Raw genomic sequence first — 24,521 nt, forward strand, 5'->3', positions numbered from 1 at the left:
TCCGCATGCGTACGGCGGGAATATTCGAGTGGGGAGACTCGGCGTCCTTCTGTGGGATGCCTGAAATGCGTGAGCTGCGCTACTTACTGCGTCGTCACTGCGGTGTTGTCGCAGCGGCGTTGCGAACCGCAGCGCCGTGAACTGCGCGATATATCAGCGCGCAGGAGCCGAATCGAGTTCGGCCGTCAGGGCCTGAACCCAATCGTCGGGAATGATGGGCTGGTGGTACGTGCACTCGCCCGATACGACGGTCGAGCCATGCAGACGCCCGTCGGGAATCAGCACCATGTCGCCGCGATTCATCTTGAGCTGCATGCCGACGTTGCCCCAGAACAGCATCTCGCCCTCTTCGATCGTGACGAGACGGTGGTCGTTATGCACGTGTGTCGTCGAACACATTTCGTGCGGCTCGACGAACGTCTCGCGGTCGATGTTGGGACATTCGGCGTCGATACGCGTACTGATCTGCCGCGCAAAGCCGCAATAGCGGTCGATCGCGGACAGCCAGAGCAATTGCTCACCGAGATCCCAGCGGCCACGCTCGGCGAGCCTGTCGCCGGCATCGAGTCCCTGCAAGGCCTGCGCGTAGGCCAGCGGCCCGTGATGCTCGGCGACATGGGCAAGCGCGCGCTCGGCACGCGACACCAGTTCGGCCTTGAGCGCCCCAGCATCGGCCGGCCGTTTGCCTGCGGGCTGCAGATGCACACATGCACGTTCGAGCGCGAGCCCGAACGCGAGCCATTCGGCCTGCGCGGCGAAGGCCGCGCCGGTGAACGCAAACGCGCTGGACGGGCGGCGGCCCAGCGCGCTCAGCAGATTGCATTTCGCGGTGCTGGTCGGCAGATAGAACTGCCAGTACGCATGTTGCTGGCCGGTCACGCCGCAAGCCGCCGCGACACGTTCAAGCAGGCCGTCGTCCGGGAAGCCGCCATGCAGAACGGGTTGCGCGTCGTGCGGCAGCGTGGCGAAGAAGCCGCTCGCTTTCGCCTGTGCAAGCGTGCGACGCTTGGTCGGCGCGAGCGCCCAGCGCTGAACCATGATGAAGCGCAAGCCCTCTTCGAGGTAGTCGTTGCGCATCAGCCGCTCGAACACCCCGCTCCAGAACGACAGCTCGGCATCGACGATGCGCCCCAACTGCTCGCCGGCCGCCGCGAGACCGCGCGACGGATCGGCGTCGGTGCTCAGATACGAAAACGCATAAGCCTCGAGAAACGGCGCGATCTGCGCGCCGAGCGTTCGAACGTCGTCACGGTAGAAATCCGCGAAGCGCTGCCAGTCTTCGGGCTGGCGGCCTTGCGGCGCGCGCAGCACGTCGAGTTCGTAGATCGACAGCAGCGTGCGGTTCGACGCGAGCGCCGGCAGGCGGCTCACGTTATCGGCGCGCACCGGCTTCATGAATTTGAGGAACTCGAAATCTTCCGGCCGCAACGGCCGCCGATGGAAGTCGTCGTTCAATACGAGTTCTTCGACGCTGGCGCTACGGAACGCGTGAGCCTGCGCGAACTGCTTGATCAGCGAGACATAGTGCGCGCTCTGGCCGGCGAATGGAGTGAAGTCAAACAGGGGTGGCAAAGCTTGCGTCATGATCGGAAAATCCTGTCAGTTGCTGGAACCGGGTTTGAAGAAAACGGCAACGGCAATGGGCAAACGTTGGCGTTTGCAAGATGAAGTGTGGGCGCCCGTCATGCGGCCATCGCGACCAGCACGCGGCGCTTGCCTTCGAACGGCGCGCGTCCGTGCGACATCAATACGTTGTCGAGAATCAGCAGGTCGGCGGCATGCCAGTCGAACGACAAGGTGGTATCGCGATAGACGGCGCGAATCTCGTCGAGCATGAGCGGGTCGATCGGCGACCCATCGCCGAAATAGGTATTGCGCGGCAGCGAAGCCTCATCGACGAGGTCGAGCAGCGCCTCGCGTGTGTCTTCGGGCAGATTCGTCACGTGGAAAAGATGCGCCTGGTTGAACCAGACAGTTTCGCCCGTGACGGGATGACGCCATTCCGACTGGCAGATCTGACGCGTGCGCAGCGCTTCGCCGTCGTCGAGCCATTCGAAGCCGATGTCGCGTACGCGGCAGAAACGCTCGACAGCGGCGTGATCGTCGGTGCCGAATACCTGCTGCCAGGGCACATCGAGACCATTGCCGAAGTTGCGCACGTACATGATTTTCCGGTCGTCGAAGCGCCGCCGCAGCGACGCATCGAGCCGCCGGTAAACTTCGCGGCTATCCGCGACAGGTGTCTGGCCGCGACGCGTGGCGGGGGTCTCGCAGTAAAACAGAATGCGTGCCGGCCACCGTGTCGTGTACGACTGTTCGTTGTGCTGCTCGATCCACTGGCTCGCCGGATACTCGGTCGATGAGAACACGGCCTTGTCGACATGGGTACGCGGCGAGGAGCCGAATTCGTAGGCCTCGAGCGGCTCGCCAAGCAACGCGGCGACCCGCTGCAACCCGTCCGCCCCCAACGCATCGAAGCCGCGCAGCAACACGCCGCCGGTGTCCAGCAGCGCAGGTGTCAGCGAAGGAATCAGCGCCTCGATCGACTTACCTGAGCGCGCCTGAATCACACGCAGGCGTGACCCGTTCTGCTCGATCAGTTCACCGCTTGCATGCAACACGTCACGATTCATCAAAGCGTCCATGGCTCACCTTCGACGGGTGCGCGCAATCGCATGCGTGCGGCGGATAGCTCGCCGAGCACGGCGTCGATCACCGCACGGGCAGATTGCTCAATGTAGAAATGGCCGCCTGGAAACATCCGGCGGCTGAAAGCCGCGCGCGTGACGTCGGCCCATGCGTCAAGCGCATTCGGATTTTGCGAAACCACATCGCCCTGGCCGCCAAACGCGCTCACGCTGCAATCGAGCGGTGCGCGATGCGGGTTCGCGACATAGGTGCCGCAGAGGTCGAAATCGGTACGCAACGTGGGCAGCGCGAACTCCATGAAATCGCGGTCTTCGAGCAGTCCGGCGGGCGTGCCGCCCAGCCGGCGCAACTCGTCGACTATTGCATCGGCGGTACAGTCGCGCCAGCGCGTATCGATTTCCCGCTGCGACGGTGCGGTGCAGGCTGACACGCCAAGCCACACCGGCGAACGCCCGCCTCTCTCGCGCAACCGATGCGCCAGCTCGTAGCCGGCCAGCGCGCCCATGCTGTGGCCGAAGATCGCGATATCGGCGGACGCGGCCGTGCGCGGCAGCGCCTCGACAAGTGCATCGACAAGCGCCGGCCACGATTGGGCTGCGGGTGTCGAACGTCGATTGCCGTGCCCAGGCGGATCGATCGGGCATAGCGTGATCCATGACGGCATCCGCGCGGCCCAACTGCGGTACATCGCGCAATTGCCGCCGGCATACGGCAGACAGACCAGCGTGATCGGTGTGGACATGGGTCGCTCACGCCTGTCGCGTCAGGACTGGGCGGTCGCGCCGGCGACGTCGGCGTCCATCGCCTGGCGCAAGCTCAGCGGACGCATATCGGTCCACACCTGATCGATCCAGGCGAGGCACTCCTCCTTCTTTCCCTGTTTACCGCCGAGCCGCCAGCCTGCGGGCACGTCCTTGTAATCCGGCCAGATCGAATACTGCTCTTCGTGATTGATTACAACGTTGAAGGTGGTGTTCTCATCGCCCCAGCTCATTCCGTTCTCCGTTTGCAAATGCGAATCATTATTATTCAATATTTTTCGTACGACGTGCAAATGAATTTTTCATTTCCTTAACTTCAGCAAGAGAAGGCGTGGGAAAACTGTGAGCAATGCAGAACGCTTTGACATGCAATTCGCATCAATCGCCCGATAGACAAGGCATCAAGGCGATTCGGCATCCTTAACGTAGCTGACATATCACGCAGGATCGCGCACTGACGGGGCGAAGATAGCGGCCATTGCTCGTATTCAGTCGACGTACGGCAGGGGCGCAACGGAAGGCGGCGCGCACCGATATGGCCTCCGACCCCGGCCTGTGCAAAGCCTAGTGCGCAAACGCATTCGCACTGCAGGGAGTAGTCGAAGGGACAGAAATGAGGTGCGGCAAGAGAGGAAAGAAAAGAGAAGGACCGGAATGAGAAAAGCCCCGTAAGTCGCTAGACTTACGGGGCTTTCTTTACTCAAACTCCTGGCGGAGACGGAGGGATTCGAACCCTCGATCCAGGTTTTGGCCCAGATGCTCCCTTAGCAGGGGAGTGCCTTCGACCTCTCGGCCACGTCTCCCAAACTTTCGGTTGCGCAGGGAGTCAGCGCAACGAAGCCAAGATAATAGCGGGCCGAACCGCGAAGGTCAATGTCTGACACACATTTCTTGTGCCAGTTTTGTCATCGACGACGCAATTTATTCACATTGGCCACGCAATAAGGGATGAGGCGCTCTTGTACGCCCCACCCCGTGCAGCAAATTACGCCTGATCCAGTTCGAACGCCTTATGCAGCGCGCGCACAGCGAGCTCCATATACTTCTCGTCGATCAGCACCGAAATCTTGATTTCGGACGTCGAGATCATCTGGATGTTGATGCCCTCTTCCGACAGCGTGCGGAACATCGTGCTCGCGATACCCACGTGCGAACGCATGCCGACGCCGACCACCGAGACCTTCGACACTTTCGGATCGCCCAGCACCTGCTCAGCCTGCACGTGGCCCTTCACCTGGCCGGTGAGGATGTCCATGGCGCGCTGATAATCGCCGCGGCCGACCGTGAATGTAAAGGCCGTTTTGCCTTCGACGCTCTGGTTCTGGATGATCATGTCGACGTCGATATTCGCGTCCGCCACCGGGCCGAGAATCTGGTATGCGATGCCCGGCTTGTCGGGCACACCCATCACGGCGATACGAGCTTCATCGCGCTGGAACGCGATACCCGAGATGACTGCTTTTTCCATGGTCTCATCTTCTTCAAAAGTAATCAGGGTGCCCGACTTCATTTCAGTGTCGAGCGGGATCAGCGGATCGGTCAGGCTCGACAACACGCGCGTCTTCACCTGATATTTGCCGGCGAATTCCACCGAGCGGATCTGCAGCACCTTGGAACCCAGGCTTGCCATTTCCAGCATTTCTTCAAACGTCACGCGATCGAGGCGGCGTGCTTCTTCCACCACGCGCGGGTCTGTCGTGTAGACACCGTCGACGTCCGTGTAAATCAGGCACTCGTCGGCTTTCAATGCGGCAGCGACTGCAACAGCCGACGTATCCGAACCGCCGCGGCCGAGGGTGGTGATGTGGCCATCAGGGTCGATACCCTGGAAGCCCGTGATCACCACCACTTTGCCCGCTTCGAGATCGCGCAGCACGCGCTCGCCGTCGATTTCGCTGATGCGCGCTTTCGTGAATGCGCTATCCGTTTTGACCGGCACTTGCCAGCCGGCATAGCTGACCGCGTCGACACCGGCTTCCTGCAGCGCGATGGCGAGCAGCCCCGAGCTGACCTGCTCGCCGGTAGCGGCAATCATGTCGAGTTCGCGCGGGCTCGGCTGGCTCGTGATTTCTTTCGCGAGACCGAGCAAGCGGTTGGTTTCGCCGGACATTGCCGACGGCACGACGACCATCTTGTGGCCGGCCTTGTGCCATTTCGCGACGCGCTTGGCGACGTTCTTGATGCGCTCGACCGAGCCCATCGAGGTGCCGCCGTATTTATGTACGATGAGTGCCATTGTCGTTCTGAACTGGAGGAGAAAACGCGCTGGCGCGCTGGAGACGACCGCACAAAAGCACAGGAGCGCAACGTCTTGTGAACGACGGCAAAGTGTGTGGCGGCGTAGATGCAGCGCGCGTGTAACACGCGCGGATTTGCCCGGGAATGATCGCTAGTGGCTTACCGGAAACGACGGATCACGCGCGCAGACCGGAAAATACGACAAAATTGACAAAAGCGACGGCGAAATCGGGTCGGGCAAACAAGTTAAATTACCCGATCGAGCGCAAAAAGACAAGCCGAAATGGCCGTCGAATGGTCCCTATTCGCGGCTGAAAAGGCTTGCCCGGTGCGGTTTTGTGCCCTTTTTTGAGGATTCACCGAATAGGTAAGCCGTGTGTCCGACCGGACGGTCAGGCGATCAGCAGATCGTCGCGCCAGATGATCCGGACGCGCTGACCGGCCGCATCGACCTGTTCGGACAACGCTGCGCGATTCAGGCCGAGCAAGGGCACGAACAGCAAATCGCCGCCTACATAAAGCAGCGGCACGTCGCGCTTCCATGCGGGAATGCCGCGCTCCTGGAACAGGTTTTTCAGCGTGCGGCTCGGGCTGCCCGGTGCGGCGCTCATGCGCATCCGTTCGCCGCCGCTGCGCGAACGCGCGCTTAGCAATGCCCGGCGTAGCACGCTGACGGGAAGCGTATCGGGATCGTTTGAAGCGGCATCAACGTTGCGGGAGGCATCGCCATCGGCAGCGGAATCGACATCAGAAGCGGCGGCGCCAGCGACGGCGACAAACACAAAAGTGCCCCGCCATTGCGGCAACCGCCAGATCGCTTCACCCTGCCACGCGAGTTCGCTCACTGCGCGCTTAGCGAGCGCGGTTTCGTCGGCGGGCTCGCTGCTATCGCCCGCTTCCCAGTAGATCAGGCCGCGATAACTGCGCAACGCCTGCCCTGCATGATCGATACGCAGGCTATGGCCCTCGCCCGCTCCCCCGACTTCGCGCAACTGGCGCAAAGCGTCGGTAAGACGCGCAGTCGATGCCGCAACGAGACCCAGCGTGCGCATCCAGTAGCGCAGCAGGTTGAGCGCGCGATTGTCGTCAAGAGCGAGCAGCGCATCATGGGATAACGCACGGCCGTCATCGCGTACGGCTTCGTTCAGATCGATGCGCGCGAGATCGTCGAGCAGACGCTGCGCCGATGCCGCATGCGCTGCCGTGCGCGCGAGTGCGTCGCGAAAACCAGGAAAGTGAACGGCCAGCGCCGGCGTCACCTCGTGACGCAATGCGTTGCGCGCGTAACGTGTGTCCGCGTTCGATTCGTCGTCGATCCAGCGCAGATCCCGGGCGCTCGCATACTGCTCGAGTTGCGCTCGCAGCAAATGCAGCAAAGGCCTCACGCGCACCGCGGATGCGCCTGCCGGCAAGTACTCGGGCGCCATCGCCGCAAGTCCCGCGAGGCCTGTGCCGCGCAGCAGTTGCAACAGCACCGTCTCCGCCTGGTCGTCCGCATGTTGTGCAAGCCATAGCGTGCGAATGGCGCGTGTTGCGCACATGGCGTCCAGCGCACGGTAACGCGCATCGCGCGCCGCGGCCTCGACACTCACACCCGCGTCACGCGGCACCTCGACACGCTGCGCCGCGAATTCAATGCCACGTTCCCGCGCAAAGGCTTCGCAACGCGCGAGCCACTCATCGGCATGCGCGCTGAGCCCATGATGCACATGCAGCGCAACACAACGCGACGCCCCCGCGACACGCACCACCGCATCGAGCAGCACACTCGAATCGACGCCACCACTGAACGCCACCGCAATGCGCGCATTCGCAGGCAACGCGGAAAGCGCAACGCCGACCGCCTCGAGAACGAGGCGGTCGGCGTGCGAATCTGCGGTGGGAGTCACGTCGCTAGCGCGTTACGCGCTGAAGGACGAAGGAGAACGCGCGCGGGCTTACGCACCCGGCGTCGTTTCCTTGAACTTGCCGTACGACATCAACCGTTCGAAACGGCGTTGACGCAGGTCGTTGATGCTCATGCCCTGGAACTGGCGCAGCGAGTCGGCGAGTGCACGGCGCAGCATTGCGGCCATGCCCTTCGGATCGCGATGCGCGCCACCGAGCGGCTCGTTGACGATCTTGTCGATCAGGCCAAGCGCCTTGAGACGATGCGCGGTCAGGCCGAGCGCTTCCGCGGCTTCCGGCGCTTTCGCTGCGCTCTTCCACAGGATCGACGCGCACCCTTCCGGCGAAATCACCGAATAGGTCGAGAACTGCAGCATCAGCACGCTGTCGCCGACGGCAATCGCGAGCGCGCCACCCGAACCGCCTTCACCAATGATCGTGGCGATCAGCGGCGTCTTGAGTTCAGCCATCACGTACAGATTGCGGCCGATCGCTTCCGACTGGCCACGCTCTTCCGCGCCGATACCCGGGTACGCGCCCGGCGTATCGATGAACGTGAAAATCGGCAGGCTGAACTTCTCGGCGAGACGCATCAGGCGTTCGGCCTTGCGATAGCCTTCCGGACGCGGCATGCCGAAGTTGCGCAGCGCGCGCTCCTTCGTGTCACGCCCCTTCTGATGGCCGATCACCATGCACGCCTGGCCGTTGAAACGCGCGAGGCCGCCGACGATCGACAGGTCATCCGCATAGTTGCGGTCGCCGTGCAGTTCGTGGAAATCGGTGAACAACTCGCTCACGTAATCGAACGTGTACGGGCGTTGGGGGTGACGGGCGATTTGCGAAACCTGCCATGGGGTGAGGTTCGCGTACAGATCTTTGGTGAGCTGTTGACTCTTCTTGGACAGCCGCTCGATCTCTTCCGAAATATCGACGGCCGAATCGTCCTGCACGAAGCGCAATTCTTCGATCTTCGCTTCGAGTTCAGCGATCGGCTGTTCGAAATCCAGAAAGGTGGTCTTCATTGGTTGTAATCCTTGGACTTACCGGCAGCGCGTATTCTAACCGCGCTCGCCGATGTCAAAACCATTTCTCAACTATCGATTTTTAACAATTGATAGCTTTTTAAACGGCATCGCTTCTTTTTGCTTTAGTAGTCGACCGGCAACGGATCGAGACTACGCCACATATACCAGGTGGCGACAGTGCGCCACGGCTCCCAGTTTGCCGCGACCTCACGCGCTTCACTGCGCGTAACCGGTTCGCCGCTGAAGTAATTGACGCTGATCGCGCGGATCAGGCCGAGATCGTCTAGCGGCAGTACGTCCGGGCGCGACAGATTGAAGATCAGGAACATTTCCGCGGTCCAGCGGCCAATGCCGCGGATCTGCGTGAGTTCGGCGATCACCGCCTCGTCGTCCATCGAGGTCCACTTGCCGACGTGCAACGCGCCCGACACAAAGTGCTGCGCGAGATCGAGCACGTATTCGGCCTTGCGCCTGGACAACCCGCACGCGGTCAGCTTGTCCTGACCGAGCTTGATGAACTGCTGCGGCACGAGCTTCGGGCACGCCGCCTCGACTTTCGCCCAGACCGCCTGCGCGGAAGCGACCGAAATCTGCTGCCCCACCACCGAACGCGCGAGCGTGACGAACGGATCGCCACGGCTTAGCAGATGCACCGGGCCGAACTTCGGAATCAATTTCTTCAGGATACGGTCGCGCTTGACGAGGTCCGCGCACGCCTTGTCCCAATACGCCGGGCGGGTGACTTCAGGCGTGAGACCGCCGATCTGCACCGGCACCGCGAGTTCAGCAACATCCGCTGCTTCGCCGCCCGCACTCGATGACGCGCGCGTCTTGCGTACGACCTCGCCTTCGTGTCCTTCGTGCGTAATGCGAGCGAGTTCTTGCACGTTGCCGGCGAGTTCGGCAGGCAACGCGCCATTGCTTTTTGCACGCGAGGTTTTGGCGCGTGTCGAAACAGGCGCATGCGCCGATGCGCCGTTCAGCGCGCGCTTGACGGTGGCCTTCTTCGCGGCCCCGGTCGTTGCCGCTGCACGCATGCCAGCCTTTTTCGACGATGCATTCTTTACCGCGCTACCGCCCGCACGAGCCGACGTTCGTGTCGACTTTACCGCGGTTGCAGCGTTTGTTTGAGACGTGGCTCGTTTAGCCGGCGTCTTCGTGGCCGTTGCCATCCTGCCTCCTGCCTGGCGAGTCGATCAGAGGGAAGTACGAGGTGCGCTCACACGCGCCGCCACTCGGTCAACCCGCCGGGTTTGTCTTCAAGTGCAACGCCGGCCTCGAGCAATTCGGCCCGGATCCGGTCTGCTGCTGCATAGTCTTTCGCCTGCTTGGCGGCCACGCGCGCGGCGATCTTCGCTTCGATCGCGGCGGCGTCGAGCGCGCCTTGCGCGGCGGCGCCCGCAGCCTGCTGCAGGTATGCACGCGGCTCCCGGCCGAGCAAGCCAATCACAGCGCCCAGCGAGCGCAATTGACGGGCCAGCGCAGGGGCGCGCGTGCGGTTCACTTCAGTTGCCAACTCGAACAACACCGACACTGCAACCGGCGTGTTGAAGTCGTCATTCATTGCTGCCTGGAAACGCTGCGCATGCGCTTCGTTCCAGTCGAGCTCCGCGCCGTCCGGCGTGACGTCTTTCAGCGCCGTGTACAAACGCGTCAGCGCACTGCGGGCGTCGTCGATATGCACGTCGCTGTAATTCAACGGCGACCGGTAGTGCGCGCGCGCGATGAAAAAGCGCACGACTTCGGCATCGTACTGCGCCAATACTTCGCGGATCGTAAAGAAATTGTTCAACGACTTCGACATCTTCTCATTGTCGATCTGCACGTAGCCGTTGTGCATCCAGTAATTGACGAAGGTTTGTCCGGTCGCGGCTTCGCTCTGCGCAATCTCGTTCTCGTGGTGCGGAAACTGCAGGTCCTGACCGCCGCCGTGAATGTCGAAATGCTCGCCGAGCAACGTGCAGCCCATCGCCGAGCATTCGATATGCCAGCCGGGGCGGCCGCGCCCGTACTTCGACGCCCAGCCGGTGTCGGCCGGTTCGTCAGGCTTCGCCTGCTTCCACAGCACGAAGTCGAGCGGGTCCTGCTTCGCGTCGTTCGCGGCGACGCGTTCGCCGGCGCGCAGATCTTCGAGCGACTTGCCCGACAGCTTGCCGTAGCCCACGAACTTGCGCACCGCGTAGTTCACGTCGCCGTCGACCGCCTGATAGGCGTAACCGTTCGCCTCGAGCTTCTCGATCATGCCGAGCATCTGCGGGATGAAATCGGTGGCGCGCGGTTCCAGATCGGGCCGCTCGATGCCGAGCGCATCCGCATCTTCATGCAAGGCCTTGATGAAGCGATCGGTCAACGATTTGATCGTTTCGCCGTTCTCCACTGCGCGCCGGATGATCTTGTCGTCGATATCCGTGATGTTGCGCACGTAGGTGACGTCGTAACCGAGCGTGCGCAACCACCGCTGCACGATGTCGAACACGACCATCACCCGTGCATGACCGACGTGACAATAGTCGTACACGGTCATCCCGCAGACGTACATCCGCACGACGCCATCTTGCAGCGGCACGAAAGTTTGCTTGTCACGCGCGAGCGTGTTGTAGATGCGCAGTGATTCCATAGAGAACGGTGCGTGGGCCGAAAGAAATCCGCAATGTGTTTCGTGCTGTTTCGTGCATGAGACGCCCCGCGAAAAGACGGCGGGCGCGTTCTGTACTGCCGCTTTGCACTACCTTTGCACTAAAACACGCACAGCAGCAAACCGGTGCATCTGGTGCGGCGGTCAGGCTGCGTTCAAGGCGGAGACGACCACGAGTGGCGAAAAGACAGTTTGCGGTTCGACGGAACGCGCAGACCTTTTGTTAGAATGGGTCGGAGTATAACATCCAGACCCGAGCCTATGAAACCTTCCAGCGGCCGCGCGCGCAGCGCTGCGACCCTCGCCGCGACGGCATTCTGCGCCGTCGCCCTCACGGTCTTGCCGGGTGCTGCCGCGTACGCGCAGAAAGGCGCCGCGACCATGCCGCAGGGCCCCGCCGTGCGTGACAACACGCCGGAAATCGACGCGTCGATTGCGCAGAAGAACTGGGAAGCCTCCCTCACCCAGCTCGACGCGCGCATCGCCTCGAATCCGCACGACGCGCAAGCAAAGTTCAAGCGCGCCACAGTGCTGGCCCACCTGAACCGCGACGACGAAGCCATCACCGCGTTCACCGAACTCACGCAGTTGTATCCGGAACTGCCCGAACCGTATAACAACCTGGCCGCGCTCTATGCGAAGCACGGCCGTTATGCCGAGGCACGGGCCGCGCTCGAAACCGCGACCAAGGTGAATCCGGCCTACGGTCTCGCGTACGAGAATCTCGGCGATCTGTATCTGCGCATGGCCGACGCGGCTTACCGTCGCGCGCAAGGCCTCGGCAAAGCGAGCGCCACCACCACGCAGCGCATCGCCGACATCCAGAAGATCGTTTCGCCGCCCAAGAGCACCGGGCCGGCGAAAAAAGCCGCGGCGCCTGCCGAGGCCAGCGCCGCGCGCTCCTCCGCGGACATGACACAAACGCCGAGCTTCCAGTACGGCGGCGCAAATGGCTCGCTCGCCATGCCGCCCTACATGGCGCCGTCGCAGTAACACCGTCACCGTTTTCGGCAACACGTTTTTTCCAACCCTGAGGATCTTCATGAAATGGTTGATGTTGGCGCTCGGCAGCGCCGCCCTGATCGCAAACGCCCCCGCCTTTGCCCAGTCCGGTTCGCAGGCCGCGCATCCGTCCGTCCTCTTCAAGACCACGGAAGGCGACATCCGCGTCGAGTTGTATCCTGAGAAGGCACCGAAAACGGTCGCCAACTTCCTCGACTATGTGAAGTCCGGCCAGTACAGCGGCACGATTTTCCATCGCGTGATTCGCGGCTTCATGATTCAGGGGGGCGGTTATACGCAGAGCTTCGCTGAGAAGCCCACGCGCGCGCCGATTCCGCTGGAAAGCCGCAACGGTCTGAAGAACGCGGCCGGCACGCTCGCCATGGCGCGCACCAGCGATCCGAATTCGGCCACTGCGCAGTTCTTCATCAACACGGTGGATAACGCCGGCCTCGACTATCCGAATCCGGACGGCAACGGCTACGCGGTGTTCGGCAAGGTCACGAGCGGCATGGACGTCGTGAAGAAGATCGAAGGCACGGCCACCACCACACGCGGCCCGATGAGCGACGTGCCGCAAAAACCGATCGTGATCGAATCGGCCACGGTGGTCGGCAAGTAAGCAAGTAACAGAGCAGGAAGCAGCACCAGGCACGCTGCACAGGAAGTCAACTAAATCTACGCCCCCGGCGCGGCCCGTCGTCATCTCACTTCATGACGAACGGCCGCGCCTTTTACCCACCCCGTTCATCAAAGGATTCCATCATGGTTGAACTGCATACAAACCACGGCGTCATCAAACTCGAACTGGACGCTGAAAAGGCGCCGAAGTCGGTTGAGAACTTCCTCAACTACGTGAAGGCCGGTCACTACGACAACACGGTGTTCCACCGCGTGATCGACGGCTTCATGATCCAGGGCGGCGGCTTCGAACCCGGCATGAAGCAGAAGCCGACGGCTGAGCCGATCACGAACGAAGCGAACAACGGTCTGAAGAACGTCAACGGCTCGGTCGCGATGGCTCGCACGAACGACCCGCACTCGGCAACCGCGCAATTCTTCATCAACGTGAACGACAACGACTTCCTGAACCACTCGTCGCCGACGCCGCAGGGCTGGGGCTACGCGGTGTTCGGCAAGGTGGTCGACGGCCTCGACATCGTCGAGAAGATCAAGAAGGTCAAGACGGGTTCGAAGGGCTTCCATCAGGACGTGCCGGCCGACGACGTCGTGATCGAAAAAGCAGTGATCGTCGACTAAGCGTCCCGACAAGGGCCAACCCGTTTGAACTGACATCAGGCACCTTCAATGCTGCAAGAAACGCCGCTGCGAAGCGTCGCCGCGGGCGTGCCTGGCGAGGGCAAACGCCCGCACGCCGCACGCCCGTTTTTTTTCCTCTCCGATATTCATCTGAGCGAGGCGATTCCGCACACGGTCGCCGCGTTCGAACACTTCGTGCGCGTCACGGCCGAGCAGGCGGATTCGGTTTTCATTCTCGGCGATCTGTTCGAGTACTGGATCGGCGACGACATGCTCGTCGAGCCGTTCGTCGCGCGGATGGCGGCGTTGCTGCATACGCTCTCGGAACGCGGTATCGCGCTCTACATCATGCACGGCAATCGCGATTTTCTGCTCGGCAAGCGCTTCATGAAAGCGGCCGGCGCGATCTGGCTGCCCGATCCGTTCGTGATCACCGCATTCGGCACGCGGATCGTGCTCGCGCATGGTGACGGCCTCTGCACCGCGGATCGCGGCTATCAATTTTTCCGGCGCTTTGCGCGCAGCCGTTTCGCGCAGATGCTGTTTCTCGCGTGGCCGTTTCGCTGGCGTCAGGCGCTGGCGGAAAACATGCGCTCGAAAAGCCAGCAAGGCCGTTCGCGTCCGGTTTCGCCGAAGTATGACGTGACGCCCAAGGCCGTCGCTGCGTTATTCAAGGTTTCGAAAACGGCCACGATCATTCATGGGCACACGCATCGTCCGGCGCGGCATCGCGAGCCGGGCGGCACGCGCTGGGTGTTGCCGGATTGGGATGTCGACCACGGCGAGCGCCGTGGCGGTTATCTGCGGATCGATGCGGAAGGGATTCGGGCGTTGCCGCTGAATTGACTAGCGCTCCGCCACTGCCCCGTCCACCTTTCCTGCAATCGCGGCCGACAGGCGCCGCAGATCGAGCAGCGCCGCATCGGCGCCTTGCAAGCCTTCCAGACTGGTTCCCAGCCGCTCCAGCGCGTCGACGATTTCGTCGATACGCTTCGATTGCGTCGCTGCGTGGTCGATCAGACCGTGAATCGCCAGCGATACAGGATCATCCGCATTTGGCGTGATGCCGTAGGCGCAGAATGCGCTTTTTTCCGACACTGCCTTTGACTCACGCGCTGCGCCATTTGCCGATGCGCTCGCCGAACCCGCCGCCGCTGCAGCCATAGCGGCCGCTGCTGGGACGATGATCCGTGCGGGATTCCCGACCGCCGTGCCGCGTGCCGGCACCGGCTTCGTGACCACCGCATTCGAACCGATCTTCGCGTCCGCGCCGATCGTAAAGCCGCCGAGCACCTTCGCCCCCGCGCCGACGATCACCCCGCGTTCAAGCGTGGGATGCCGTTTCGCGCCCCGCGTGAGCGACGTGCCGCCAAGCGTCACGCCCTGGTAGATCGTGCAGTCGTCGCCGACTTGCGCCGTCTCGCCAATCACGACGCCCATGCCGTGATCGATGAACACACGGCGGCCCAACGTGGCGCCAGGATGGATTTCGATGCCGGTCATGAAACGCGCCATCTGCGAGATGAAACGCGCGAGCCAGCGGCGTTTAGCCTGCCAGCAGGCGTGCGCGAGCCGGTGCAGCACGAGTGCGTGCAGACCCGGATAACACGTGAGGACTTCCCAGGCGCTGCGGGCGGCGGGATCGCGCTCGCGGATCGTGGCGATGTCTTCGCGGAGTCTCGTGAACATGGCAGGGACTATGTTGTGGGGGAAAAGACCACCTGCGTGAAACGCCACGCACGGCGGATGCTTGCCGCATAGCAGATCGGCAGCTTTGCTTAGAACGTTTCGAGCGATTGTAGGGCGATTGCGCGAAACCTGCCGGAAGCCCACGCTGCCGGCAAGGTCGTAGATTGATGGGCAAGCAGCCCTTAAGACGCGTCGCCGCCGGGCGGCCTGGTCTTCAGCAGAATATGTTTGGCGATGCCGCGCACGATATTCACTTCCTCGCGCTCCAGACCGGAACGGGCGAACAGGCGCCGCAAGCGGGACATCAATTTCTTCGGATTGGCCGGATCGAGAAACTCGAGCGCGACCAGCGCGCTCTCCAGATGCGCGTACATGCTTTCGATTTCGTCGCTCGCTGCACGCGCGCCGACCGGCTCGCCCTGCCCGGCGGCCGTCTGAGCCACCGCGGATGCCGCAGCCGTCGCCTCGCCCGAGGACAGGTACGCGGTGCGCAATTCATACGCCAACACCTGCACGGCCTGCGCAAGATTGAGCGAACTGTAGGCGGGATTGGCCGGAATATGCGCGAGCGCGCTGCAACGCTCGACGTCCTCGTTCGACAGGCCCGTGCGCTCGTTGCCGAACACCAGTGCGATCTCACCATGTAGAGCCTGCTCACGCGCGGCGCCGGCCGCGGCACGCGGCGTCCATTGCGGCGGCCCGTATTCACGCAGCCGCGCAGTCAGCGCAATCGACCAATGCACGCCATTCAACGCATCGGCAAGCGTCGGGACGACGTGCGCGGACGCCAGCACGTCATCGGCGCTGCTCGCCATGGCGATGGCTTCCGGATCGCTTTGCACGTGCGGCACACGTGGCGACACCAGCACGAGGCGCGAAAACCCCATGGTTTTCAGCGCGCGCGCCGCGGCGCCGACGTTGCCGGGATGGCTGGGCTCGACGAGCACGAAGCGCGTCGACGTAAAACCGCCGCGCAGGTCCGCCACGGCGGGATCGGAAGAATGGTGGGTGTGGTCCACGATGAAACTCGGCAAGCTAAAGAACGCGTATGGTAGCGCCAACGCCGCATCGGCTCCGAAATACGCGTGTGCGCCGCGCCAGAACCATGCCGTCGGACCGTTGCACGCCATACCGGACAGCAAGCGCTGCCCCGGCGCCCGGACTCAGGTAAAATACCAATATTCGCGCCCGGTTTTCTCCTGTGAAAGCTCCGGCGCCTCGTTCTTATCCAATTCGTCTCCGTCGGCGGAATGCGCACCCGGTGCTTTACCGGACGTGCGTTCCGTGCTGTTTCCGCGCCCTTTGATGGCGCTCAATTAGCGCTCATCCCGCGCTCATTTACCGGTAAGCAGCCGTGCTGCCCCGGCACAAGGATCCAGTCTCATGCATCCCATGCTCAACATCGCTGTGAAGGCCGCGCGCCGCGCAGCCCAGATCATCAACCGCGCGTCGCTCGACCTCGATCTGCTCCAGGTCAGCAAGAAACAGCACAACGATTTCGTCACGGAGGTCGACAAAGCGTCTGAAGCGGCGATCATCGATACGCTCAAGACAGCCTACCCCGATCACGCCATCCTCGCCGAAGAATCCGGCAAGTCGGACAACGAGTCCGAATATCAGTGGATCATCGATCCGCTCGACGGCACCACCAATTTCATCCACGGTTTCCCGTACTACTGCGTGTCGATCGCGCTCGCCCACAAGGGCATCGTGACGCAGTCCGTGGTCTACGATCCGACCCGCAACGACCTGTTTACCGCCTCGCGCGGCCGCGGGGCGTTCCTGAACGACCGACGCATCCGCGTCGCCAAGCGCGACCGCCTGGCTGACGGCCTGATCGGTACCGGCTTCCCGTTCCGTGAAAAGGACGGCCTCGAAGCGTACGGCCGCCAGTTCGCTGAAATGACCGAAGCCTGCGCCGGCCTGCGCCGTCCGGGCGCCGCCGCGCTCGATCTGGCCAACGTCGCCGCGGGCCGCATGGACGGCTTCTTCGAGCAAGGCCTGAATCCGTGGGACGTCGCCGCGGGCAGCCTGCTGATCACGGAAGCCGGCGGTCTGGTTGGTAATTACACGGGCGACTCGGACTTCCTGCACGTCGGCGAAATCGTCGCTGGCAATCCGAAGGTCTACGCGCAGATGATCCCGATCCTGTCGCGCTACAGCCGCACGCGCCAGCAATCGGCTTAAGGTTCAGGTCTCAGGTCTCGACTGGCCGGCTTGGCGCCGGCATCGGTAATACGTAAAGCGGCTTCGGCCGCTTTTTCGTTGACCCGCCAGCATCCGCCGGGCGTTCGTGCTACAAAGCGGAAGGCCGCGCCGGCACGCTCCATCGCCGGCTGCGTTTTGCGCGCTTCTTGCAGCGCCCTGCTTCCCGTCAGATTTCCGCGCAGCTTCCGATCCGCTTCATGAGAAAAGGCTTCTACACAATCATCGCGGCGCAGTTCATTTCGTCGCTCGCGGACAATGCCCTGCTGATCGCCGCCATCGCCCTGCTATCGGTGATCCGTTCGGCCGCCTGGGTCACGCCGCTGCTGCAGATTTTCTTCACGGTCTCCTACGTGTTGCTCGCCCCGTTCGTCGGCGCATTCGCCGACGCGCTGCAAAAGCGGCACGTCATGTTCATCTCCAACGCGCTCAAGGCGAGCGGTTGCCTGATGATGATCGCCGGCGTCCATCCGATGATTGCGTATGGCGTGGTCGGCTTTGGCGCGGCCGCGTATTCGCCAGCCAAATACGGCATTCTCACCGAGCTCCTGCCCGCGGAAAAACTCGTCAAGGCGAACGCGTGGCTCGAGTCGGCCACCGTCCTGTCGACCATTGTCGGCACGATGGTCGGCGGCGCGCTGATCAGCACCCTCGCCGATAAATTCGTCGCGCACGCGCATCTGCCGCTGATCCGCTCTTCCGCCGATCTGGCGATGTTCGCGGTGATGGTCACGTATGCCATCGCGGCGGCGATCAACATCTTCATTCCCGACACCGGCGCGCGTTATCCGAACCGTTTGACAGAGCCGAAGAAACTGGTCGGCGACTTCTATCATTGCTTCAACGTGCTGTGGGCCGACAAGCTCGCGCAGATCGCGTTGTGGGTCACGACGCTGATGTGGGGTGGCGCGGTCACGCTGCAATTGCTGGTGCTCAAATGGGCGAACGTGAACCTCGGCTTGTCGCTCTCGAAGGCGGCAGTGATGCAAGGCGTAACGGGGCTCGGCATCGCCGTCGGCGCAGCTGCTGCGGCCGCGCTGATTCCGTTGCGCAGTTCGCTGCGCGTGCTGCCTGTCGGCATCCTGACCGGCGCGGTAGCGATCGCCGTGGCGTTCTATAACAAGGACCTGTTTCCGGCGGGCGCCGGCATTCGTATCGGCTCGTACGTGCTGCCGATCTATATCCTGCTCGCCTATCCACTGATGATCCTGCTCGGCGCGCTGTCCGGTTTCTTTATCGTGCCGATGAACGCCATACTCCAGCATCGCGGCGCGACCTTGCTCTCCGCGGGCCATTCGATCGCGGTGCAGAATTTCAACCAGAATCTGGCCGTTCTGCTGATGCTCGGGGCCTACGCGATACTGCTGACAGCCAGGATGCCAGCGCAATGGATCATTGTTGTGTTCGGCAGTTTCATCACGTTCATGATGTGGCTCGCAAAGCGGCGCAGCGCCGTGAATGAGCGCACGATGGATATGCGAGCGCTCGTTGAAGAATGACGACATGGCGAGAATCGCCCGGCGGGCGCGAGAATCTGCGTTGCGACACGTGAGCTGCTTTGTGGATTAGCCATCCGGCCAGGGTCCGCTCGCCGCGCTGGCAGGTTAAACTCACGCCCTGAACAGCTAACGCAAAAAGACACCGAGGATGGGCATTCAAACCGCAGCGGCCAATGACGTCGCACAACACACGCCAATGATGCATAGGCGTTTTGTGGCCGTCATACAACGCTGACCCAGTACGCGGTGCGATGACCTATACCGGGAGCTATACATACCCGACAAAAATAAACCCACCGCCGCGCTATGAGTTCCTCGCAAACCATTCAGGTCGGCCGCGCCCGCGAAGCACCCTTCGTTGCGTTCGGCGACGACAGTCAGTACGGGGACTCACTCTCTTTCGCTTTCGTATTGGTGCCACGCACGCGCGTGCGATTTGCCGAGCGAAAACTGGAGCGACTGAAAAAGCGATTCAAAATCCCGCAAGAGATAACTCTTCATTGCCGAACGCTGTTCAGCGGGCAGCAGCGTGAAAAGGCGGCCTTGGGACATCTTTCTCCTAGCGACGTCCAATCGATTACCGCGCAAGCCATCACGATCATCAACGACGTGAATGCCCGTGTTCATTTTGCCGTCCAGGATGCCAGTACTTTCTTTGCGGGCCTCGGGAACGAACTGCAACTCTTCAATCAGGATGGCAGTCCCGGGGTCAAGCTTCCGGTGACCCCAGATCCCAAAGGACTTCTTGGCATGATGGCTTTCTCGTGCTTTCCGCTCGACCAGAACGGACGGTACGGGCCGACTGCCTCCCAGTGTGAGATTTACGTTTCCGAAGATAAAACCAAGGTCAGTTTTATCGGCGAAAAGCGCACTCGCGCGGACTCGCACTACGCGGGGTTTTTTGAGATGGGAGACGCATTCGGCCAACTGAACGCCAATATTGTCGCCGCCAACGCCTTGCCGCTGTTGCAACTGGCTGACATCGCCGCCTACATCTGCAGCCACGCATTCAGCAAAACCGGCGAGGTGCACTTCTGGAAGGAGCAATGCGGTCGCATTACCAACTGGTTTCGGGTTGGCTAAGCGCACTGCGGCGCGGTCACTCTCGCGTGAGTCTGCACGATCTGACACCCTGCGCTTAGCGTGGGCTCTTTTCGTTGGATCATACTCGCGGGTTGCGATAAAGTCAGCCCACCAACTAGAACGAGACACGGGGAAGCACATGAAAATCTGGATCGCCGCGGCGTGTATCGCCCTTGCTGGGTGCACGGCTTCATATCAAAAGCAGGATCTCGCCGGTTCTGGCGCCATCCCGACGCAGCTGTCACCCTCTTCACGGGTCTATGTTGCACTACCCGCCGACGGCGCATACGAAGACAAAACGTATCCGGGTTCCGGTCGCACGGCGGCCCAGGCTATCGCGGCTGCGTTCGCAAAGCACGGTTCCGCGGTGACGATCGCAGACGTGCAAGCAGGGCGCGATCAGACGATCACGGCAGCTCAAGCGGCCGGCGCCCGGTACGCCGCGATCCCCGTCATCTCGCACTGGGAGCCGCGAGCAACCGAGTGGTCAGGTCGCCCGAGCCGAATGGCAATCACACTGTCGATGGTCGACGTCCCCAGCGGCACGACCGTCAGCAATATCGAACTGAGCGGTCGCAGCCGGATAATGTCATTCACCAGCACGTCGCCCGAAAGCCTGCTACGTGAGCCCGTACAGAACTACATCGATTCGCTCTACCCGCGATAAAGCGAAACGGCGCCCGATTGGGTGCCTTAACTGCTTCAATCGAAGCACAACTCGACGTCGCGTTGTGGGGGCTTTCCGTCGACCGCCAACCCTGCCCTCTTCGCGAGCAGCGCCTCATAAAGCTGCCACGTGACGACCGGCCGACCACGCGCGTTGCAGACAACATCAATACCAAACGCCTGCTTGAACCAGGCAACCTGTTTCGAGTAGCGCTTCTTTCCGGTCACGGTCGCGAGATCGTCATCGGACATAAGTCGGGGTTCCATACCGCTCCTTTACCTCGGTACACGACACGCTCGTCGCATGCCGCTGCCCGTGCTCGTCAATGTGCCCTGCCCCACGCCGTGACACGACCAATCAGCTCGCCGCTCGATGGGGCGCCGCGGTGTACTCCGACGACACCGTCGACGCGGGCGACACAAAACTGATCGGCAGCTACGTTGGCGGCCGGGACATACACTACGCAATCGCCGTCTCGTACCGCGGGATTGGTTTCGCTTAGCACGAACAGATCTGCCGGAGAGAGGGCCCCGACTCTAGCGGCCGTGAGCGGAAACACGAATTGATCTTGCATGACGAACTCCGTATGTAGTTAGCGCCGCGCCCGCTGCTAAACGGGGTGAGCGGCAGACGATGGGGTTAGCAGACTGGGACATACGGAACCCAGCAGGCCGAAGCCTCCCCACCATCGCCGCCCATTGAAGGCGCACAGACACAGACGAAAAAATACCGCCATCGGCGGTAGTCCGCCGCATGTGTTCGGGCTGCTAAACCCGATCGATGTTGTGTCATCGATGGCTTGAAGCATAGCCGACAATGCAGCGCATAACAAGATATTTTTCTTTTAAATCAATATGTTAGGCGATTCCTAACTTTGTCAGGCACCGCCTTCGAGCGGTCGCGCTAGACGATTACGGCTTACCCGCAGCTCGTTCCTGGGCGTTTTTGTAGTGCCAGAACGCTCCCATCATTTGCCCGTACGTCGGATCTGACACACCATTCGCCCAAAAATCGTCCCGCAACTTTTTCCAAACATCGTCGGGAACTTCACGATTGTCTGTGGTCAGCATGTTGTAGGTTTGCGTTCCACGATCGATCGAGAAAAGCCCAAAACTTAGGCTATTGTGCAGCGTCACCGAGCGCGCGAACTGCCCGTCAACGAAGGTTGCAATCTCTCCTTCAGTGAACTTCCGACCGGCCTGTTTCTGCGCATCGAGGATGCCGTCATTAATGAACTGCCGGATCGCGGCAACGCGCGTTCCAAGGTCAACGTCGTAGCCTGCCGTGTGGGCTATGTCGCCAAGCTTATAGCCTGCCATCTTCGGACTAGGGTTGATCCCCATCGAAGTAAGCCGCTGCGACACCACGTCATTGATGGCGCTGAGGTTCAAGCTACCCGGCGCATTCGAACCGGTATCGTTGATCACATCCGCCCGCTGCTTCGTAAGCGTCTTGAAGTCGTCAGCTGAGAGATTCGGCTGAGCTGTCGAATACCACTGCGCATCCGACATCGCCGCGTATTTCGGCAGGTTCGTAACGACATCCTGATACAGCGCCGGGTTCGTGGTCGTGCCGCCTTCGCGGATCTTGCCCGCATAGCTGAGCAAATCGGGCACGTCCTTTGGATTCACCGACGCCAGCATCGTCGCGGGCACCTGCGTTAGGTCGCCCTTGGCTTGCAGAATCGACGCCTGCGCGCTCGCCAGTGCTTGGGTGTACCGTTGCTTGATCGCTTCCTGCTGAGCATCGAATTGCCTGTCGGCGGCTGCGTACGCGACCGCGCGCTGTCCAGGCGTAACGATGCGGGGATCGGTGTCGATCGCGGCATAAACGTCAGCTTTCGTCGGGGTCGATACCGCGCCCGACTGCCGCGCCGCGGCGACCTTTTGTACATAGGCTTGCGTTTCAGGCGACATGTACTGCAGCCAGGTGTTCGGAGCGCCTGCGGCCTGCGCCTTTGCGATTGCCGCATCGAGCGCGCCGGGGCCACCGTTGTACGCGGCGTCGGCCTTCTGCATATCACCGTTGTTTGCTGCCAGCTGCTTCGCCCAGTAGGCTTGTCCGAGCAGGCGGTTGTAAGCGGCGTTCGTGCGGAACGCAACCGGATCCCACGGTACGCCCGCAGCGACCGCAGCCTCAGGGCCGGTGTCGGGCGTCACTTGCGCGACACCGATTGCACCTTTCGACGACGTGACCGGCGTGCCGTCAGCGTTCAACTGTTTGCCGCCTGACTCGACCCGCACGTTTGCGCCGAAAGCCTGCCCAGCCGGCGTGGCCGCAACTGCCGTCGGCAACAACGCCGAGCGCGCAACGGCGGCGCCGATAGTCTGATCGTTGATCACGGCCTGGGTCTTGTCGACTGCGACTGCGTGGTCGGCGGTGAGGAACGCGCCGTATTTCGACTGGATCGCAGTTGCGTTGGTGAAATCGCCCTTTGCAACCGCGGCTTGATACGCCGCGATGATCGTGTCTGATTCAGCGGCTTTCACCGTCTGGTCTAGTGTGGGGCCGCCGAGCCCCTGCACTTGGGCATTCTTGTATGCCGCGCTGCCAGCTGCCGCGATATGTGCGTTCAACAGATCTGCGTTGGCGAAATCCTGCGCTGCTGCGTCCTGGGCGAGCTTTATGGTGCTGTTGTTTGTGTCCAGCGAATACTGCCTCGTCTGCTGGCCTTCGTGCGCAAGCGCCTCGCCCGCAAACCGCGTCGCGAACTCACCGTAGTTCATGTCGAACATTCGTTGCTGCTCGGGTTGAAGCGTCGCGCGAATCGATTGAGCTGTGTCGTTCAGTTTGGCAACTGCTGCATCAGCTGGCATTACGCCGTTGGCGTCCGGAGACATAGCCGCTAGGCCTGTTTTGTTGACGTACCCATTCTGAGGGTCGTATTTCAGCGCATACGCTGCAGCCTGCACCTGATTGTTCGCGTCGTCGACCCGAGTCTGGGTGATCCGGCTTTGTGCATCTATCGCGATCTGCGACATCGCATCCGAAGTCTGACCGAGCGCGTCGCCGGCCTGGCTGATTTGCTGCGAGCCCTGGTCGAGCAAGCCAGCAGTAACGGTTGTTGAGCCCTGAAAGTCCGACGCCTGGCTCGGCGTGACTGACTGCGAGGGATCGAGTGACGGAACTACGGGCATGATGTTTCCTTGAGTAGTTTGTGTGACCTACGCTTACGTTCGCGCACGACGTCACAGCAGATCGCGGCCTTCGGCGGCATTCTTCCGTGCAAGAGCATTAAGCAGGAGTTGCACGACGGGATCGCCGGTCCGTGCCAGTGCTTCGATCGCATCGTCGCGAATCGTGTTCGGCTTACCTGTTTCGAAAGGCCACCAGCCCTCGTCATTCGCTGGTAAGAGTTGCGGATAGCGACTACGGCAACGCGAGAAATACACGCCGAAAGCTGCGACGCGTTCGCCGTCGGTTGTTGGTCGGTGGATCGTGGTGGCGGCCTTTGCCCGCTCTAGCACTTCGAGACGCTTAATCAGTTCGCTCATAGCAGATCCTCACCGTTGATCGGATTTTCGAGCGCGGCGATGCGTCGGGCGAGTTCGTCGACTTCATGCACGCGCAGGACACCCGCCAACGCTGACAGCAGCTGTGCGCCCGCATCGGGCACCAGTTCGCCCCGCGCGATCGCGTCAAGCAACGCATTTGCTTTCCCGTCGAAACTGTCCGCATGAAACAGCGCCGGCAGTTGAACTGCTTCGCTGGCTGCTTTCGGCGCCGGATACAGGCGATCGAAAATGAGCTTGAGCGCAACCGGGTCACCTGCGATTGCGAGATTCTTGAGTGTCTCGACGAACTGCTCGACGTCAGCTTCCAGCAACTCGCGGATGCGGCGAGCCACGCCTGACGCGCGTCCGCCTGGGTTGCCCGATACGCCAGGCAGGAAGCGTCCGCTTGTGTTTCTTTGGGTCATCG

General features: G+C 61.8%; 24 protein-coding genes and 1 tRNA gene. 8 read left to right on the plus strand and 17 right to left on the minus strand.

What is annotated here, in order from left to right:
* Nucleotides 1-153: 153 nt before the first annotated feature.
* The 10 genes from PQQ86_RS11690 to cysS form a co-directional block, all read right to left on the minus strand.
* On the minus strand, nucleotides 154-1,584 hold the full coding sequence (locus tag PQQ86_RS11690) for a cupin domain-containing protein (RefSeq protein ID WP_408266740.1): 1,431 nt from the start codon (nucleotides 1,582-1,584) through the stop codon (nucleotides 154-156).
* 98 nt (nucleotides 1,585-1,682) lie between these two features.
* Nucleotides 1,683-2,645 (minus strand): TauD/TfdA family dioxygenase, encoded by a 963-nt coding sequence (locus tag PQQ86_RS11695; RefSeq protein WP_408266742.1) that lies wholly within the window; start codon nucleotides 2,643-2,645, stop codon nucleotides 1,683-1,685.
* Complete coding sequence (locus PQQ86_RS11700) at nucleotides 2,633-3,391, minus strand: thioesterase II family protein (RefSeq protein ID WP_408266744.1); 759 nt, start codon at nucleotides 3,389-3,391, stop codon at nucleotides 2,633-2,635. The genes PQQ86_RS11695 and PQQ86_RS11700 overlap by 13 nt, the downstream gene beginning before the upstream one ends.
* Nucleotides 3,392-3,412: 21 nt before the next feature.
* Complete coding sequence (locus tag PQQ86_RS11705) at nucleotides 3,413-3,643, minus strand: MbtH family protein (RefSeq protein ID WP_408266746.1); 231 nt, start codon at nucleotides 3,641-3,643, stop codon at nucleotides 3,413-3,415.
* Nucleotides 3,644-4,119: 476 nt separating this feature from the next.
* Nucleotides 4,120-4,213: transfer RNA gene (locus tag PQQ86_RS11710), tRNA-Ser, on the minus strand.
* A gap of 182 nt (nucleotides 4,214-4,395) precedes the next feature.
* Nucleotides 4,396-5,646, minus strand: coding sequence for an aspartate kinase (locus tag PQQ86_RS11715; RefSeq protein ID WP_154565101.1), 1,251 nt, complete (start codon nucleotides 5,644-5,646; stop codon nucleotides 4,396-4,398).
* Nucleotides 5,647-6,040: 394 nt separating this feature from the next.
* Complete coding sequence (gene tilS, locus PQQ86_RS11720) at nucleotides 6,041-7,537, minus strand: tRNA lysidine(34) synthetase TilS (RefSeq protein ID WP_408266748.1); 1,497 nt, start codon at nucleotides 7,535-7,537, stop codon at nucleotides 6,041-6,043.
* 48 nt (nucleotides 7,538-7,585) lie between these two features.
* The gene (locus PQQ86_RS11725; RefSeq protein ID WP_128589679.1) at nucleotides 7,586-8,557 is read right to left on the minus strand and encodes an acetyl-CoA carboxylase carboxyltransferase subunit alpha; all 972 of its coding nucleotides are present in this window, start codon (nucleotides 8,555-8,557) and stop codon (nucleotides 7,586-7,588) included.
* Nucleotides 8,558-8,682: 125 nt separating this feature from the next.
* Entirely contained in the window at nucleotides 8,683-9,732 is a 1,050-nt protein-coding gene (locus tag PQQ86_RS11730; RefSeq protein WP_408266750.1) for a DNA-3-methyladenine glycosylase family protein, read from the minus strand.
* Nucleotides 9,733-9,779: 47 nt separating this feature from the next.
* A complete protein-coding gene (gene cysS, locus PQQ86_RS11735) occupies nucleotides 9,780-11,177 on the minus strand; it encodes a cysteine--tRNA ligase (RefSeq protein ID WP_408266752.1) in 1,398 nt (465 codons plus the stop codon).
* A 279-nt stretch (nucleotides 11,178-11,456) separates the two neighbouring features.
* Between cysS and PQQ86_RS11740 the strand changes: the two genes are divergently transcribed.
* The 4 genes from PQQ86_RS11740 (at nucleotide 11,457) to PQQ86_RS11755 (ending at nucleotide 14,303) form a co-directional block, all read left to right on the plus strand.
* Nucleotides 11,457-12,188, plus strand: coding sequence for a tetratricopeptide repeat protein (locus PQQ86_RS11740; RefSeq protein ID WP_408266754.1), 732 nt, complete (start codon nucleotides 11,457-11,459; stop codon nucleotides 12,186-12,188).
* A gap of 49 nt (nucleotides 12,189-12,237) precedes the next feature.
* On the plus strand, nucleotides 12,238-12,819 hold the full coding sequence (locus PQQ86_RS11745) for a peptidylprolyl isomerase (protein WP_097389655.1): 582 nt from the start codon (nucleotides 12,238-12,240) through the stop codon (nucleotides 12,817-12,819).
* 143 nt (nucleotides 12,820-12,962) lie between these two features.
* Nucleotides 12,963-13,457 carry a peptidylprolyl isomerase gene (locus PQQ86_RS11750; RefSeq protein WP_408194193.1) on the plus strand — a complete coding sequence of 165 codons (495 nt, stop codon included), beginning with the start codon at nucleotides 12,963-12,965 and terminating at the stop codon, nucleotides 13,455-13,457.
* A 48-nt stretch (nucleotides 13,458-13,505) separates the two neighbouring features.
* Nucleotides 13,506-14,303, plus strand: a complete 798-nt coding sequence (locus PQQ86_RS11755) for a UDP-2,3-diacylglucosamine diphosphatase (RefSeq protein ID WP_408266757.1) — start codon at nucleotides 13,506-13,508, stop codon at nucleotides 14,301-14,303.
* Here the strand turns inward: PQQ86_RS11755 and cysE are convergent, their stop codons facing one another.
* From cysE to PQQ86_RS11770, 3 genes are all read right to left on the minus strand, one after another.
* Nucleotides 14,304-15,146 carry a serine O-acetyltransferase gene (cysE, locus tag PQQ86_RS11760; RefSeq protein WP_408266759.1) on the minus strand — a complete coding sequence of 281 codons (843 nt, stop codon included), beginning with the start codon at nucleotides 15,144-15,146 and terminating at the stop codon, nucleotides 14,304-14,306.
* Between the two features lie 182 nt (nucleotides 15,147-15,328).
* Entirely contained in the window at nucleotides 15,329-16,165 is an 837-nt protein-coding gene (locus PQQ86_RS11765; RefSeq protein ID WP_408266760.1) for an RNA methyltransferase, read from the minus strand.
* Nucleotides 16,166-16,309: 144 nt separating this feature from the next.
* Nucleotides 16,310-16,462, minus strand: coding sequence for a hypothetical protein (locus PQQ86_RS11770; RefSeq protein WP_408266762.1), 153 nt, complete (start codon nucleotides 16,460-16,462; stop codon nucleotides 16,310-16,312).
* Between the two features lie 67 nt (nucleotides 16,463-16,529).
* Between PQQ86_RS11770 and PQQ86_RS11775 the strand changes: the two genes are divergently transcribed.
* The 4 genes from PQQ86_RS11775 (at nucleotide 16,530) to PQQ86_RS11790 (ending at nucleotide 20,600) form a co-directional block, all read left to right on the plus strand.
* Nucleotides 16,530-17,333 (plus strand): inositol monophosphatase family protein, encoded by an 804-nt coding sequence (locus PQQ86_RS11775; protein WP_408266764.1) that lies wholly within the window; start codon nucleotides 16,530-16,532, stop codon nucleotides 17,331-17,333.
* Between the two features lie 218 nt (nucleotides 17,334-17,551).
* Nucleotides 17,552-18,850 (plus strand): lysophospholipid transporter LplT, encoded by a 1,299-nt coding sequence (lplT, locus tag PQQ86_RS11780; RefSeq protein WP_408266766.1) that lies wholly within the window; start codon nucleotides 17,552-17,554, stop codon nucleotides 18,848-18,850.
* Between the two features lie 306 nt (nucleotides 18,851-19,156).
* Nucleotides 19,157-19,933, plus strand: coding sequence for a hypothetical protein (locus tag PQQ86_RS11785; protein WP_408266768.1), 777 nt, complete (start codon nucleotides 19,157-19,159; stop codon nucleotides 19,931-19,933).
* 139 nt (nucleotides 19,934-20,072) lie between these two features.
* The gene (locus PQQ86_RS11790; RefSeq protein WP_408266770.1) at nucleotides 20,073-20,600 is read left to right on the plus strand and encodes a DUF4823 domain-containing protein; all 528 of its coding nucleotides are present in this window, start codon (nucleotides 20,073-20,075) and stop codon (nucleotides 20,598-20,600) included.
* 35 nt (nucleotides 20,601-20,635) lie between these two features.
* Here the strand turns inward: PQQ86_RS11790 and PQQ86_RS11795 are convergent, their stop codons facing one another.
* The 4 genes from PQQ86_RS11795 to PQQ86_RS11810 all read right to left on the minus strand — a co-directional run bounded on the left by PQQ86_RS11795 (nucleotide 20,636) and on the right by PQQ86_RS11810 (nucleotide 24,519).
* Nucleotides 20,636-20,866, minus strand: a complete 231-nt coding sequence (locus PQQ86_RS11795; RefSeq protein WP_408266772.1) for a DUF4224 domain-containing protein — start codon at nucleotides 20,864-20,866, stop codon at nucleotides 20,636-20,638.
* Nucleotides 20,867-21,511: 645 nt separating this feature from the next.
* On the minus strand, nucleotides 21,512-23,737 hold the full coding sequence (locus PQQ86_RS11800; protein ID WP_408266774.1) for a transglycosylase SLT domain-containing protein: 2,226 nt from the start codon (nucleotides 23,735-23,737) through the stop codon (nucleotides 21,512-21,514).
* A gap of 51 nt (nucleotides 23,738-23,788) precedes the next feature.
* A complete protein-coding gene (locus PQQ86_RS11805) occupies nucleotides 23,789-24,094 on the minus strand; it encodes a hypothetical protein (protein WP_408266776.1) in 306 nt (101 codons plus the stop codon).
* Nucleotides 24,091-24,519 (minus strand): DUF5681 domain-containing protein, encoded by a 429-nt coding sequence (locus PQQ86_RS11810; protein WP_408266778.1) that lies wholly within the window; start codon nucleotides 24,517-24,519, stop codon nucleotides 24,091-24,093. The genes PQQ86_RS11805 and PQQ86_RS11810 overlap by 4 nt, the downstream gene beginning before the upstream one ends.
* Nucleotides 24,520-24,521 lie beyond the last annotated feature (2 nt).

Origin of the sequence: Paraburkholderia sediminicola (assembly GCF_046026675.1) — a bacterium.
GTDB classification, from domain to species: Bacteria; Pseudomonadota; Gammaproteobacteria; order Burkholderiales; family Burkholderiaceae; genus Paraburkholderia; species Paraburkholderia sediminicola_F.